This window comes from Streptomyces sp. NPDC033174, assembly GCF_055577795.1.
Genome location: NZ_JBVIPQ010000004.1, coordinates 357,854 through 372,374, shown reverse-complemented (window position 1 = coordinate 372,374; position 14,521 = coordinate 357,854). Strand labels below are relative to the sequence as shown.

The 14,521-nt window shown below is 71.1% G+C and carries 10 protein-coding genes; 5 read left to right on the top strand and 5 right to left on the bottom strand.

Features of this window, described 5'->3' with window-relative positions; translation table 11 throughout:
• Positions 1-168 precede the first annotated feature (168 nt).
• On the top strand, positions 169-2,739 hold the full coding sequence (locus ACZ5VC_RS15280; protein WP_469120517.1) for an FG-GAP-like repeat-containing protein: 2,571 nt from the start codon (positions 169-171) through the stop codon (positions 2,737-2,739).
• Between the two features lie 86 nt (positions 2,740-2,825).
• Here ACZ5VC_RS15280 and aspS read toward each other — a convergent pair whose 3' ends face one another.
• On the bottom strand, positions 2,826-4,643 hold the full coding sequence (gene aspS, locus ACZ5VC_RS15275) for an aspartate--tRNA ligase (RefSeq protein WP_469120516.1): 1,818 nt from the start codon (positions 4,641-4,643) through the stop codon (positions 2,826-2,828).
• Between the two features lie 124 nt (positions 4,644-4,767).
• On the opposite strand from aspS, the gene ACZ5VC_RS15270 reads away from it, so the two are divergent.
• Together ACZ5VC_RS15270 and ACZ5VC_RS15265 are read left to right on the top strand one after the other, a co-directional pair.
• Positions 4,768-6,840, top strand: a complete 2,073-nt coding sequence (locus ACZ5VC_RS15270) for an ATP-binding SpoIIE family protein phosphatase (protein ID WP_469120515.1) — start codon at positions 4,768-4,770, stop codon at positions 6,838-6,840.
• A 98-nt stretch (positions 6,841-6,938) separates the two neighbouring features.
• Positions 6,939-7,751, top strand: coding sequence for an oxygen-binding di-iron domain-containing protein (locus ACZ5VC_RS15265; protein WP_469120514.1), 813 nt, complete (start codon positions 6,939-6,941; stop codon positions 7,749-7,751).
• Between the two features lie 27 nt (positions 7,752-7,778).
• Here ACZ5VC_RS15265 and ACZ5VC_RS15260 read toward each other — a convergent pair whose 3' ends face one another.
• The 3 genes from ACZ5VC_RS15260 to ACZ5VC_RS15250 form a co-directional block, all read right to left on the bottom strand.
• A complete protein-coding gene (locus tag ACZ5VC_RS15260) occupies positions 7,779-8,885 on the bottom strand; it encodes an AI-2E family transporter (protein ID WP_469120513.1) in 1,107 nt (368 codons plus the stop codon).
• 113 nt (positions 8,886-8,998) lie between these two features.
• Positions 8,999-9,979 (bottom strand): pirin family protein, encoded by a 981-nt coding sequence (locus ACZ5VC_RS15255; protein ID WP_469120512.1) that lies wholly within the window; start codon positions 9,977-9,979, stop codon positions 8,999-9,001.
• Between the two features lie 116 nt (positions 9,980-10,095).
• Positions 10,096-10,563: an SseB family protein gene (locus tag ACZ5VC_RS15250; RefSeq protein ID WP_468709113.1), complete on the bottom strand. Its 468-nt coding sequence runs from the start codon at positions 10,561-10,563 to the stop codon at positions 10,096-10,098.
• Between the two features lie 128 nt (positions 10,564-10,691).
• Here ACZ5VC_RS15250 and ACZ5VC_RS15245 point away from each other — a divergent pair, with 128 nt between their 5' ends.
• Positions 10,692-12,518 (top strand): acyl-CoA dehydrogenase, encoded by a 1,827-nt coding sequence (locus tag ACZ5VC_RS15245; protein WP_469120511.1) that lies wholly within the window; start codon positions 10,692-10,694, stop codon positions 12,516-12,518.
• A 64-nt stretch (positions 12,519-12,582) separates the two neighbouring features.
• Here the strand turns inward: ACZ5VC_RS15245 and ACZ5VC_RS15240 are convergent, their stop codons facing one another.
• A complete protein-coding gene (locus tag ACZ5VC_RS15240) occupies positions 12,583-13,017 on the bottom strand; it encodes a DUF6083 domain-containing protein (protein WP_469120510.1) in 435 nt (144 codons plus the stop codon).
• A 124-nt stretch (positions 13,018-13,141) separates the two neighbouring features.
• Here ACZ5VC_RS15240 and ACZ5VC_RS15235 point away from each other — a divergent pair, with 124 nt between their 5' ends.
• Positions 13,142-14,485, top strand: coding sequence for a M18 family aminopeptidase (locus ACZ5VC_RS15235; RefSeq protein WP_469120509.1), 1,344 nt, complete (start codon positions 13,142-13,144; stop codon positions 14,483-14,485).
• Positions 14,486-14,521 lie beyond the last annotated feature (36 nt).

Below are 14,521 nucleotides of genomic sequence, written 5' to 3'. Positions count from 1 at the left end.
CGAGGAGGGACGGGGGCCTTTGGAGCGGCAAAGAGGGATTTGTCCGGAGGGGGACGGGCCCGCACCGGTACCGGTGCGGGCCCGTCACCGTTCCACCGCTTCCCGTACAACCATTCGACATCTCCGGCTGTCCCACCCCATGATCAACAAGATGAGGGGGACTGCTTCATGGGCGTACACGCCCGCACACGCGGCCGACTGGCCGCGGCCATCACCACCGCTCTGATCGTCTCGGGGGGCCTCGCCGTCCCCCTGCTCACCGCGGGAACCGCCGCCGCGGCCACGCTGCCGCCGTGGAACTTTTCCACGCGGGTCAGCGGCGACGAGGAACTCATCGACGCCCAGGACATGGTGATCGCCTCCGACGGCTCGGCGGTCATCCTGTGGAACGGGTTCGGCCCCGGCTCGCGCCGGCTCTACGCGGCGGTCCGTCCCGCGCACAGCAACACCTTCGGGCCCGCCCGTACGCTCGCGACGACGCCGACCCCACGGGGCGACTTCAAGCTCGCCGCCGGGGCCGGCGGTCAGGTCACCGCGCTGTGGGTCGAACTGCCCCAGGACGGCGGCCCCGACGCGCCCGCTTCGGCGGCCCGGCTGGTCTCCGCCACGGTGACCGCGGGGGTCTGGTCCGAGCCGAAGGAGATCCTCGGCACGGACGCCGGCATGTCCGTGGCGAACCTCCGCCTGGCCGCCGGGCCCCAGGGCACCGTCACGGCGGCCTGGTCCGCGCACCCGACGGGCTCCGGCACCGCCTCCGTCGCCGCGGCGAGCCGCTCCGCCGACGGCACCTGGACCGCACCCGCTCCGGTGGCCACCCCCGCCGCCGCCGGAAAGGAGTCGGTCGACGGCCCCGACGTCGCCGTCGACACCCAGGGCACGGCCGTGATCGCCTACCGGCACACCACCCCCGACGGCCTGGCGGTCATCGAGACGGTCACCCGCCCGGGCGTCGCCGGCGCATGGGGCGCCCCGGTGCCGATGTCCGTACCCGACGCCGGGACCAACGAGCCCAACATCGGCGCGGGGCCTGACGGTTCGCTGGCCCTCACCTGGTCGCTGCAGGACGTGCGCGAGGGCGAGGAAGGCACCCAGAGCCTGCGCGCGTCCGTCCGCAGGAGCGCGGCGGCCGGCTGGGACGCGCCCAAGGCCGTGCCGATCTACGCGAACGAGACCACCGTCCCGTCACCGGAGCCGCTGATCGCGCCCGACGGTGACGTGACGCTCGTCTGGTGGGACTGGCGGGACGGCGGCGACAGCGCCCCGACCACCATCCGCAGCTCGACCCTGACCGCGGGCGCCGCTGCGTGGGGGCCCATGCAGGCCGTCTCGCAGAGTGGCGAGGCCTACGCCCGGTACGAGGTGTCGATCGGCCCCGACGGCACCGCCCGGGTGGTGTGGACGGATCGGGTCTTCTCCAACGGGTCCTATCACCAGACCCTGAGGCAGGCCGCGCGGACCTCCTCCGACGACACATGGACCAAGGCCGCCGGACTGCCCGACACCGAAGGCTACGGAATGGATCCCGTGGCGGACATCGCCGCGGGACCCGCCGGACAGGCCGCCATCGTGTGGCACGACAACCAGCCCGACCGGACGGTGAGTCTGCACTCCGCCCGGACCTTCGGCGGGACCCCGGTCGCCGTGACGGGGTCCACGGTCCCCTCGACCGTCGCCCTCGCCGGGACCACCACCGCCAGCCGGGCGTGGACCCCGTCCTGGACGCTGGACCAGACGGCAGACTGGACCCTGACCCTCAACGACCGGTCGGGCCGGCCCTTCAAGACCTTCAGCGGCATGGGGACCAAGGTCGCGCCGAAGTGGAACGGCCGGGGCGACAAGGACACCGCCGCCACCGCCCCCAACGGCCGGATGACATGGACCCTGAAGGGGCAGCAGCCCTACGTGCCGACCAGCACCGTCCTCGCCTCGGGCAGCATCACCGTGACCGGTGGCACCGCCGTGCCGCGGGACTTCGGCGGCAGTGCCAGGACGCCGGACGGGATCGGTGACCTCTTCTCGGTCACCTCCAGCGGCGGCCTGCGGATCTCCTACGGCGATCCCGCCACCGGAAAGCCCGCCGGCACCGTCACCGGCGCCGGCTGGCCGGCCGGCGTCCGGCCCGTCCCCATGGGGGACATGAACGGCGACCGCTGCAACGACGTCCTCGTACGCATGCCCAACGGCGAGATGCGGCGCTACACCCCGGCCTGCGGGGCCACCGTCACGCCGGCCACCGCGCACAAGGTCCTCGGCACGGGCTGGAACGCCTTCGACGTCCTCACCTCGCCCGGCGACGTCAACCGCGACGGCCGGCCCGACCTGATCACCCGCAACCCCTCGACCGGCGCGCTGTACCTCTACGCGACCAACAGCACCGGGTACCTCGCCCCCGCCGTGAAGCTGAGCACCGCCTTCAAGGGCTACAAGAAGATCGTCGGCGTGGGCGACATCAACGGGGACGGCAACGGCGACCTGCTCCTGCACGACAACTCGAATGAGCTGTGGGGCGTGTACGGCACCGGCACCGGCACGTTCGGCGCACGCGTCCTGCGCGCCACCGACTGGGGGAGCTCGTACAACGCCCTCGTCGGTACGGGCGACATCACCGGAGACGGCCGCAGCGACCTCCTCGCCCGGGACACCTCGGGCGCCCTGTGGCGTCACAACGGCACGGGCACGGGCACCTTCGGCCCGGGTACGAAGGTCTCCACCGGCTGGCAGGGCTACACCCTCCACTGACCCGGGTCGGGCCGGTCCGCTCCCACACGCGGAAGGGGCCCGGGATCCACTTCGGATCCCGGGCCCCTTCGGCTGTACTCCTGGTGTTACCGGGCGGCGTCCGGGTGGACGGCCTCGGTGACCGGGCGGCTGTCGGCCGGCTTCTTCTCGACCGGCTTGCGCAGCTGGAGGTTGAGCTCCCGCAGACGGCTCTCGTCGAGCTCCGTCGGGGCGCCCATCAGCAGGTCCTGGGCGTTGCCGTTGAGCGGGAAGGCGATCGTCTCGCGGATGTTCGGCTCGTCGGCGAGCAGCATCACGATGCGGTCGACACCCGGCGCGATGCCACCGTGCGGCGGGGCGCCGTACTCGAAGGCACGGAGCATTCCGGCGAACTCGTGCTCGACGGTCTCGCGGGAGTAGCCCGCGATCTCGAAGGCCTTGAACATGATCTCGGGCTCGTGGTTCCGGATCGCGCCGGAGGACAGCTCGATGCCGTTGCAGACGATGTCGTACTGCCAGCCGAGGATGTCCAGCGGGTCCTGGGTCTCCAGGGCCTCCAGGCCGCCCTGCGGCATGGAGAACGGGTTGTGCGAGAAGTCGATCTTGCCGGTGTCCTCGTCCTTCTCGTACATCGGGAAGTCGACGATCCAGCAGAAGCGGAAGACGCCCTCCTCGAAGTGGCCGGCGCGCTTGGCGGCCTCGACGCGGACCGCGCCCATGATCTTCGAGACCTCGTCGAACTCGCCCGCGCCGAAGAAGACGGCGTGGCCTGCATCCAGGCCGAGGCGCTCGGTGAGGACCTTGACGTTCTCCTCGGTGAGGAACTTGGCGATCGGGCCGGTGAGCGAGCCGTCCTCGGCCACGCGCACCCAGGCCAGGCCCTTCGCGCCCTGCTCGACGGCGTAGTCGCCGAGGCCGTCGAAGAACTTCCGCGTCTGGTCGGCGGTGTTCGGCACGGCGAGCGCGCGGACGTGCTTGCCGGCGAACGCCTTGAACTCCGAGCCCTCGAAGACGTCGGTGATGTCGACGAGCTCCAGCTGGGCGCGCAGGTCCGGCTTGTCGGAGCCGTACTTCAGCATCGCCTCGCGGAACGGGATCCGCGGGAACGGCGAGGTGACGTGACGGCCGCCGCCGAACTCCTCGAAGAGCTCGGTCATCAGCTTCTCGACGGGCTGGAAGACGTCCTCCTGCTCGACGAAGCTCATCTCGATGTCGAGCTGGTAGAACTCGCCCGGCGAACGGTCGGCACGGGCGTCCTCGTCGCGGAAGCAGGGCGCGATCTGGAAGTAGCGGTCGAAGCCGGAGATCATCAGCAGCTGCTTGAACTGCTGCGGGGCCTGCGGCAGCGCGTAGAACTTGCCGGGGTTCAGCCGGGACGGGACCACGAAGTCACGGGCGCCCTCGGGGGAGGTCGCGGCGAGGATCGGGGTCGCCATCTCGTTGAAGCCGAGCGCCGTCATCTTCTGCCGCATGGCGGAGATGACCGCGGTGCGCAGCATGATGTTGCGGTGCATGCGCTCGCGGCGCAGGTCGAGGAAGCGGTACTCCAGGCGCCGCTCCTCGTTGACGCCGTCGTCGGCGTTGATGGTGAACGGGATCTGCTTGGCCGCGCCCAGGACCTCGACGTCGGCGGCCTCGATCTCGATCTCGCCGGTGGGGAGCTCCGGGTTGACGTTCTCGGCGCCGCGGGAGACGACCTTGCCGTCGACCCGGACGACCGTCTCCTTGGTCAGCTTGTCGAGGACCTCGGCGGCCTTGGTGCCGGGCCGGGCGACGAGCTGCGTGATGCCGTAGTGGTCGCGCAGATCGATGAAGAGGATGCCGCCCAGGTCACGCCGATTGTGCAGCCAGCCGCTCAGCCGGACGTCCGTGCCGACGTCTGAGGCGCGGAGCTCGCCGCAGGTGTGGGACCTGTACCGATGCATCGTCGTTCATCCAGTCTTCAGGATTGGGATAGGGCTCGACTGGTCAAGGTTACCGTCCACCCCAAGATCCCTTTTCGAATACTCTCAGTGGCGATTTCCCCCACGATCTTCTTATGGTGGGGCAATGCGTACCGAGGACGTCCTGGCCGCGATCGCGACCGGTCTGTGGCGCTGGGACAACGCCTCCGGGATCGTCACCCTCGACGCGGAGGCCGCCCGGCTGCTCGGGCTGCCCGCCCGGCCCGCCGAGCTCACCGAGGCGGCGGTGCGTTCGCGTTTTCATCCGGTCGACTGGAACGAGATCGACGGAGTCGTCCATCTCGCCGTCGCCGAGGGAACGCTCGCCGAGGCCCGTTTGCGGATCATGGACGAGAGCGGCCGGGTCATCCGTACCGTACGCAGCCGCTCGAAGCCGATGATCGAGGGGAACGACTACCAGCTCGTCGGCACGCTCCAGGAAGTGGCCGAGCCGCAGCCCGGCACCGCCGCGGCCACACCCGTGACCGGCGACTGGCGGCGCTCGCGCGAGGCGTTCCTGCTGGACGCGGGTCGGGCGCTGGCCGAGGCGCGGTCGACGGCGGAGGTGCTGCGGGTCGCCGCCTCGCTCTCGATGCCGGGGTTCTCACCGGACGGGCTGGCCGTGTTCGGGGTGCGCGGCGACCGGCTGACGATCATCGGGCACCACGGGCACAGCTCCGGCGACGAGGGCCCGTTCACGGACATGGCGCTGGACACGGACTACCCGGCGGCGGAGGTCGTACGGACGGGGCGGGCGATCTATCTGCCGACTCCGGAGGAGTACCGGCGCCGCTTTCCCGCGACCTGGCCCCTGGCGAAACGATTCGGCCGGGAGTCGTGGAGCTTTCTGCCGCTGATCGTCGCGGGCAGCACGATAGGCGCCTGGATGGCCGCCTTCAAACACCCCGTCGCCTTCACCCCCGACGAGCGTTCCGTGCTGACGACGGTGGCCCGGATGCTCGCCCAGGCCCTCGCCCGGGCCGGGGTCGCCGAGTCGGAGCGCGAGCTGTCGCTGGGGCTGCAGCGCTCGATGATGCCGGTCCTCGGCCCCGGCATCCCCGGGCTCTCCGTCGCCGCTCGGTACGTACCGACCGGCGGCGGCCTCCAGGTCGGCGGGGACTGGTACGACATGATCCAGCTCCCCGGCGGGCGCATCGCCCTGGTCATCGGTGACGTCCAGGGCCATGACGTACGGGCCGCCGGGCTGATGGGCCAGCTGCGGATCGCGCTGCGCGCCTACGCCTCCGAGGGCCACCGGCCGGACGCGGTGCTCTCCCGCGCCTCCCGCTTCCTCTACGGCATCACCGACGGGGCCGAGGAGGACCATTCGCCCCGCTTCGCGACCTGCCTCTACCTGGAGGTCGACCCGGCCACCGGCACCCTCGACATCGCCCGGGCCGGGCATCCCGACCCGGCCGTCCGGATGACCGACGGAACGGTCCTGCTGCGGCCCACGGCCGGCGGGCTGCCGCTGGGCATCGTGCCGGACACGGACTATCCGACGACCCGGCTGACGCTGGAACCGGGCGAGACCCTGATGATCTGCACCGACGGTCTCCTGGAGACCGGCGGGCACGACCTCGACTCCGGCTGGGCCCGGATCCGCAAGCTGCTGGAGGCCCACGACGGCGCTTCGCTCGAGGAGCTCGCCGACACCCTGGTGGAGGCCGTCCACGGGCCCGGCTCCCACTACACGACCGGCCCCCTCGCCGACCGCCGCGAGGACGACATCGCGATCCTGCTGCTGTCGCGCCTCGGCAGCGCCGCCCCCGAGGCCCCCCGGCGCACCGCCATGACCATCGCCCAGGCCGAGCCGGAGCGGATCGCGGCGGCCCGGCAGCAGATCCGCCAGCTCCTGCACGACTGGACCGACGAGGAACAGCTCGACTCGGCGGTTCTGATGGTCTCCGAGATGATCACCAACGTCCTCGTCCACACGGACGGCGACGCGCTGCTCGTCGCGGAGGCGACGGGCGCCCACGGGATGCGCCGGCTGCGGGTGGAGGTCGCGGACGCCAGCGACGAACTGCCGCACCGGCGGCGGCCGGGCGAGATGGCGTCCTCGGGGCGGGGTCTCGTGCTGATGGAGATGCTGGCGCACGCGTGGGGCGTGGACCCGAGGGGCGAGGGCAAGTCCATCTGGTTCGAGCTGTACGAGGACATGGCCGCGCCCGAGTAGCCCTGCCCTCGCCGACCGGCGGCCGACGGGCGTCCGGTACCCCCCAGGAGGAGACTGGATCCTGTACGGCCGCAAGGGGGGGACCACCGGAGCCCGCCATGAGTACTCAGAAGGTCGGAAGTGACACCACGGTCCTGCGGGACTTCCTGGAAGTACCCGGAATCGGCTTCCTCCCGGTCAACGCGTTCGTCCTGTTCTCCGAGCAGCCCGTCGTCATCGACACCGGACTCTCCCTGCCCGACCGGGACTTCGTGGCCACGCTCGGCTCGGTCATGGATCCCGCCGACGTCCGCTGGATCTGGCTGACCCACCCCGACCGGGACCACACCGGTGGTCTGTTCGCTCTGCTCGACGTGGCACCCGAGGCGCGGATCGTGACGACGTTCCTCGGCGCCGGGATCATGTCCACCGAGCGCCCGCTGCCGATGGACCGCGTCTATCTGCTCAATCCCGGACAGTCGCTCGACGTCGGCGACCGCACGCTGCACGCCTTCCGGCCGCCGCTCTACGACAGCCCCGCCACGGTCGGCTTCTACGACGACCGCTCCAGCACCTGCTTCAGCTCCGACTGCTTCGGCGGCCCCATGCCCAGCGCCGAGATCGCCGACCAGGGGCAGGCCGCCGACGTCCCCACCGACGATCTGCGCGACGCGCAGTTGCTGTGGGCGACCATCGACAGTCCGTGGATCCACGTCGTCAATCCGGACCAGTACCTCGCGACCGTGGAACCGCTGCGGACCATGGACCCGGAGACGGTCCTCTGCACGCATCTGCCGCCCGCGGTCGGCCTCGCCCCGCGGATGATCGCCACGATCGCCGCCGCGACCTCGGCGGATCCCTTCATCGGGCCCGACCAGAAGGCGCTGGAGCAGATGCTGGCCGGATTCGAGCCGGGCAGCGCCGCGGCCTGAGCCCGCGTCGGCCCGCTCCGCCGCACGTCACTCGGCCTGTTCGGGCGTCACCGCGTCCGGGGGCGGTCCACCGTGTGATCCGTAGTGCGTGCGCAGCACCCCGATCACGCCGAAGGCGGCGGCGGTCGCCGGGACGGCGAGCAGCATGCCGAGGATCCCGGCGACGGACGCTCCGGCGGTGATCGCCAGCATGACCAGGGCGGGGTGCATCTGCACCGTCCGGCTCTGGATCATCGGCTGCAGCACATGGCCCTCGAGGACCTGCACCGCGAGCACCACGCCGAGCGCCCAGAGCGCGATGACGAATCCGCGGTCGGCGAGGGCGACGAGGACGGCGACCGCGCCGGAGATGACGGCGCCGAGATAGGGGATGTACGCGCCGACGAAGACCAGCGCGCCGAGCCCCACCGCGCCGGGCACCCGGAGGATCAGCAGGCCGACGGTGATGCAGAGGGCGTCGATGAGGGCGATGAACGTCGTCCCGCGCATGAACCCCTCGACGGCCTCGAAGGCGCGGCGGCCCATCGCCTCGAGGGTGTCGCCGGTGGAGCGGGGCGCGAGGGACTTGAGCGTGTCGGCGGCCTTGTCCGAGTCGCGCAGGAAGAAGAAGACCAGCAGCAGTGCGAGGACCGCGATGGCGACCATCTCGCCGACCACGCTGAGGCCGCTGATGACCCCCGAGGCCGCCGTGCCGCCGAACTTGGAGAGCAGTTCCCTGGCGTTCTTGGCGAGGTCGTCGAGGGAGGTGCCGGCCGCCCCGAAGTGTGCGGTCAGGTCCTTGGCCGCCTGCCGCAGCGAGTCGAGGATCTGGTCGCCCGTCTCGATCAGGGCGCTGACGACGATGTACGTGGCTCCGCCGACGACGGCGACGACGGCGACGCAGGTGAGCCCGGCGGCGAGCGAGCGGTTCATCCGGAGTCCGACGAGCCGCCGGTGCAGCGGGCCGAGGAGCGCGGTGCCGAGGATGGCGAGCAGGACCGGGGTGACGGCGGTCTGCAGGATGACGCAGAGCCGGATGGCGACGGCGGCGACCCCGGCGACCAGCAGCGCGACCACACACCAGGCGGCGAGACGGCGCACGGGCCGGGGGAGCAGCGGTGGGGGCGGCGGTGTCCTGGAGCGCGGCGTCTGCACGGCACCACCCGATCACGGCCGCGGGGCGCGGGCCCGCCGGACGGGTCCGCCCGGGTGACGGTGCGTCACCCGGGCCGAACGTACGGCGTACTTGGCGGTCTGCCGAGCCGGTTCTACTGGCCCGGGCCCTCCTGGTCCTGCATACCGTGCACGGCCGGGATCCTGCCGAGGCGGCCCTTCTGGAAGTCCTCGAAGGCCTGCTGGAGCTCCTCGCGGGTGTTCATCACGAACGGTCCGTAGTGCGCCATCGGCTCGCGGATCGGGCGGCCGCCGAGCAGCACGACGTCCAGGTCGGGGGCGTGCCCGTCCTGCTTCTCGTCGGCCCGGACGGTCAGCGAGCCGCCGTTGCCGAAGACCGCGGTCTGCCCCATGTGGACGGGCCGGCGCTCCGTGCCGACGGCGCCGCGTCCGGCCAGGACGTACGCCAGGCCGTTGAAGTCCTCGCGCCACGGCAGCGTGATCTGCGCGCCCGGCCGCAGCGTGGCGTGGATCATCGTGATGGGGGTGTGCGTGATGCCGGGCCCCTCGTTCCCGTCGAGCTCACCCGCGATGACCCGCAGCAGCGCACCGCCGTCGGGGGAGGTGAGGAGCTGGACCTGGCCGCCGCGGATGTCCTGGTAGCGCGGGTCCATCATCTTGTCGGCGGCGGGGAGGTTCACCCAGAGCTGGAGGCCGTGGAAGAGCCCGCCCGACATGACCAGACGCTCCGGCGGGGCCTCGATGTGCAGCAGGCCCGAACCGGCGGTCATCCACTGGGTGTCCCCGTTCTGGATGGTCCCTCCGCCGCCGTTGCTGTCCTGGTGGACGAAGGTTCCGTCGATCAGGTAGGTGACGGTCTCGAAGCCGCGGTGCGGGTGCCAGGGAGTACCCCTCGCCTCTCCGGGCCCGTACTCCACCTCGCCCATCTGATCCATCATGATGAACGGGTCGAGGTACTGGTAGTTGATCCCGGCGAACGCGCGGCGCACCGGGAAGCCCTCCCCCTCCAACCCCGTGGGCGCCGTGGTCACGGCGAGGACCGGACGCGCGACGGCGTCGGCGGGGGCGCTGACGCGCGGCAGGGTGAGCGGGTTCTCCACAGTCACAGCAGGCATGGCGGGACCTCCTTCTTGTCGACCAGTTTAGTTGAAGGATGAACTTCCTGCCACCGGGAACGCGGAACGCCCGGGAGGCATTCCCCCCGGGCGTTCCGGCTGACGGCGACGGCGGACTAGCCGTACATGCGGCGCATGGCGAAGTCGACCATCTGCTCCACGGCCTTGGCGTCGAAGACCATCCGGTGGTCGCCCTCCATGTCGAGGACGAACCCGTACCCGGTGGGCAGCAGGTCGATCACCTCGGCGCCGGTGATCACGAAGTACTTGGACTCCTTGCCCGCGTACCGGCGCAGCTCCTTGAGGGAGGTGAACATCGGGATGACGGGCTGCTGGGTGTTGTGCAGCGCGAGGAATCCGGGGTTGTCGCCGCGCGGGCAGTAGACCTTGGAGGTCGCGAAGATCTGCTGGAAGTCCTCGGCGGCCATCGACCCGGTGGTGAAGGCCCGCACGGCGTCGGCGAGCGACGGCGGGGACGGCTCCGGGTACAGCGGCGGCTGCTGCCCGTATCCACCCTGCATCTGCTGCTGCGGCGGCGGGGCGTACTGCTGCTGGGCACCCTGATTCTGCTCGTAGCCGTACATGGTCCAGAGCCTACTGCGTCACAGATATGGGGATAGGGGTTGCTCTTATTACCGACGGGTAGCATCATCGTAGCTACTTGTTGGTATGTGTACGAGAACCCTCTCCCGATCCTTACGGAGCCGTCGCCATGGGGCACTACAAGTCGAATCTCCGCGACATCGAGTTCAACCTCTTCGAGGTGCTCGGGCGTGACAAGGTGTACGGCACCGGTCCGTTCGCGGAGATGGACGTCGAGACCGCCAAGAGCGTGCTCGAGGAGATCGCCCGCCTCGCGGAGAACGACCTCGCCGAGTCCTTCGCCGACGCGGACCGCAACCCGCCGGTCTTCGACCCCGAGACCAACACCGCCCCCGTCCCGGCCTCCTTCAAGAAGAGCTACCAGGCCTTCATGGACTCCGAGTACTGGCGCCTGGGCCTGCCCGAGGAGATCGGCGGCACCACCTCCCCGCGCTCCCTGATCTGGAGCTACGCGGAGCTGCTGCTCGGCTCGAACCCGGCCGTGTGGATGTACTCCTCCGGCCCCGCCTTCGCGGGCGTCCTCTTCGAGGAGGGCAACGAGGCGCAGAAGAAGATCGCCGAGATCGCCGTCGAGAAGCAGTGGGGCTCGACGATGGTCCTCACCGAGCCGGACGCCGGCTCCGACGTCGGCGCCGGCCGCACCAAGGCGATCCAGCAGGAGGACGGCTCCTGGCACATCGAGGGCGTGAAGCGCTTCATCACGTCCGGTGAGCACGACATGTCGGAGAACATCCTCCACTACGTGCTCGCGCGCCCCGAGGGTGCCGGTCCGGGCACCAAGGGCCTCTCGCTCTTCCTCGTGCCCAAGTACCACTTCGACTGGGAGACCGGCGAGCTGGGCGAGCGCAACGGCGTCTACGCGACGAACGTCGAGCACAAGATGGGCCTCAAGGCCTCCAACACCTGCGAGATGACCTTCGGCGACCAGCACCCCGCCAAGGGCTGGCTGATCGGCGACAAGCACGACGGCATCCGCCAGATGTTCATGATCATCGAGTTCGCCCGGATGATGGTCGGCACGAAGGCGATCGCCACCCTGTCGACGGGCTACCTGAACGCGCTCGAGTACGCCAAGGAGCGCGTCCAGGGCTCCGACCTGGCGAACTTCATGGACAAGACCGCCCCCAAGGTCACCATCACGCACCACCCCGACGTCCGCCGCTCGCTGATGACGCAGAAGGCGTACGCGGAGGGCATGCGCGCCCTCGTCCTCTACACCGCCACGATCCAGGACGAGATCCAGGCCAAGGAGGCCGCCGGTGAGGACTCCAAGGCGCTCAACGGCCTGAACGACCTGCTCCTGCCGATCGTCAAGGGCTACGGCTCCGAGCGGTCCTACGAGCAGCTGGCCCAGTCCCTGCAGACCTTCGGCGGCTCCGGCTACCTGCAGGAGTACCCGATCGAGCAGTACATCCGGGACGCCAAGATCGACACCCTCTACGAGGGCACCACGGCCATCCAGGGCCAGGACTTCTTCTTCCGGAAGATCGTCCGTGACCAGGGCCAGTCGCTGAACGCCCTCGCCGAGGAGATCAAGAAGTTCCTCGCGGTCGGCACCGGCGGCGAGGAGCTGGCCGGCGCCCGCGACGCGCTCGCCAAGGCCGCCGTGGACCTCGAGGCCATCGTCGGCACGATGCTCACCGACCTCACCGCCACCGGCGAGGACGTGAAGAACATCTACAAGGTCGGTCTCAACACCACCCGTCTGCTGATGGCCTCCGGCGATGTCGTCGTCGGCTACCTGCTGCTGCGCGGCGCCGCGGTGGCCGCCGAGAAGCTCGGAAGCGCTTCCGCCAAGGACCGCGCCTTCTACCAGGGCAAGATCGCGGCCGCGAAGTTCTTCGCCGCCAACATCCTGCCCGGCGTCTCGGCCGAGCGCGCGCTCGCCGAGGCGGTCGACGGCTCGCTGATGGACCTGGACGAGGCCGCGTTCTAGTACGCCCGCCCACGCACGGCCCGCACGGCCCGCTCCCGGTCACCGGGGGCGGGCCGTCGTCGTGTCATCGCCCCGGACAGACCGAGAAGTGGCTGACCCGGCAGGTGTCCGACGGCGCCGCCCCGCGCAGACGCACCGCCGTGCCGTCCCCCGCGATCTGCCACCGCTCACCGCGCGGCACACCCGCCGCCGGCCGCTCGCCCGGCTCCATCGCCACCCAGCCACCCGCGACCGTGCGGTGCCGCACCGCCCGCCGCCCGCAGGACCGGCAGACCACCGACGGCCCGTCACCCGGCCCGCCCGTCCGCGGCGCGGGCACACGGACCCGCAGCGCCGCCGCGGTCACCGGCAGGATGTCGCCGAGCAGCACCGGATCCCGCTCACCGGTGCCCGTCGCGGCAGCCGTGCAGGAAGCGCAGAGCGCCAGCCCGATCCGGCCGTTCCACTCGGCGCGGGGAGCGTCGCACGCGGCGCAGGCGGGAGCGGTCACTGTGGTCACAAGGCACCTCCGGGCACGATCACCGTCACGATCGGTGGACAGGACCGATACTGGCAGGCACCACTGACAACACCCCCTGCTCCGCCGGGCGATCGCCGCTGCCGCCCGCCCGTATGGTGAACCCATGAGCAGCGCAACCTCCCGCCCTTCACCCGCCGCCACCACGCCGGAGAGCGCCGCACGCGCACCTCTTCCGTTCGACCGCGGACACACTGACGACCTGATGGCCTTCCTCGCCGCCTGCCCCTCGCCGTACCACGCCGTGGCCAACACCGGCGAGCGGCTGGAGAAGGCCGGCTTCCGTCAACTCGCCGAGACCGACGCCTGGGACGGCTCCAGCGGCGGCAAGTTCGTCATCCGCGGCGGCGCGATCATCGCCTGGTACGTGCCGGAGGGCGCCACCGCCCACACCCCGTACCGGATCGTCGGCGCCCACACCGACTCCCCCAACCTCCGGGTCAAGCCGTTCCCCGACATGGGTGCCCATGGCTGGCGGCAAGTGGCCGTGGAGACGTACGGCGGGACGCTGCTCAACACCTGGCTCGACCGCGACCTCGGACTCGCCGGCCGGCTGACCCTGCGCGACGGCACCCACCGGCTGGTCAACATCGACCGGGCCGTGCTCCGCGTCCCCCAACTCGCCATCCACCTCGACCGTCAGGTCAACGACGGCCTCAAGCTGGACCGCCAGCGCCACATGCAGCCCATCTGGGGCCTCGGCGAGGTCCACGAGGGCGACCTGATCCGGTTCGTCGCCGACGAGGCGGGCGTGGACGACGAGGACGTGGCCGGCTGGGACCTCATGGTCCACTCCATCGAGGCGCCCGCCTACCTCGGCCGCGACCGCGAGCTCGTGGCCGGCCCCCGCATGGACAACCTGATCTCGGTGCACGCCGGCGTCGCCGCGCTCACCGCCGTGGCGGCGCGGCCCGACCTGGAGTACATCCCCGTCCTCGCCGCCTTCGACCACGAGGAGAACGGCTCCGAGTCGGACACCGGCGCCCAGGGCCCGCTGCTCGGTTCGATCCTGGAACGGTCGGTCTTCGCCCGCGGCGGCGCGTACGAGGACAAGGCGCGCGCCTTCGCCGGCACGGTCTGCCTCTCGTCCGACACCGGCCACGCCGTGCACCCCAACTACGCGGAGCGGCACGACCCGACGCACCACCCGCGCGCCAACGGCGGCCCGATCCTCAAGGTGAACGTCAACCAGCGGTACGCCACCGACGGCAGCGGCCGAGCCGTCTTCGCCGCGGCCTGCGAGAAGGCCGGCGTGCCGTGGCAGGCGTTCGTCTCCAACAACGACATGCCCTGCGGCACGACCATCGGCCCGATCACCGCCGCCCGCCACGGCATCACGACCGTGGACATCGGCGTCGCGATCCTGTCGATGCACAGCGCCCGCGAACTGTGCGGCGCCGACGACCCGTTCCTGCTGGCCAACGCGCTCGTGGCGTTCCTCGAAGGCTGACCCCGGTCCGCCCGCGCCGGGCGGCCCCGCCCAACG

Coding starts and splice junctions, on each gene's coding strand:
- ACZ5VC_RS15255 (WP_469120512.1), bottom strand. CDS start 9,979: ATGCCTGCTGTGACTGTGGAGAACCCGCTCACCCTGCCGCGCGTCAGC.
- ACZ5VC_RS15280 (WP_469120517.1), top strand. CDS start 169: ATGGGCGTACACGCCCGCACACGCGGCCGACTGGCCGCGGCCATCACC.
- ACZ5VC_RS15235 (WP_469120509.1), top strand. CDS start 13,142: ATGAGCAGCGCAACCTCCCGCCCTTCACCCGCCGCCACCACGCCGGAG.
- ACZ5VC_RS15270 (WP_469120515.1), top strand. CDS start 4,768: ATGCGTACCGAGGACGTCCTGGCCGCGATCGCGACCGGTCTGTGGCGC.
- ACZ5VC_RS15265 (WP_469120514.1), top strand. CDS start 6,939: ATGAGTACTCAGAAGGTCGGAAGTGACACCACGGTCCTGCGGGACTTC.
- ACZ5VC_RS15250 (WP_468709113.1), bottom strand. CDS start 10,563: ATGTACGGCTACGAGCAGAATCAGGGTGCCCAGCAGCAGTACGCCCCG.
- ACZ5VC_RS15245 (WP_469120511.1), top strand. CDS start 10,692: ATGGGGCACTACAAGTCGAATCTCCGCGACATCGAGTTCAACCTCTTC.
- aspS (WP_469120516.1), bottom strand. CDS start 4,643: ATGCATCGGTACAGGTCCCACACCTGCGGCGAGCTCCGCGCCTCAGAC.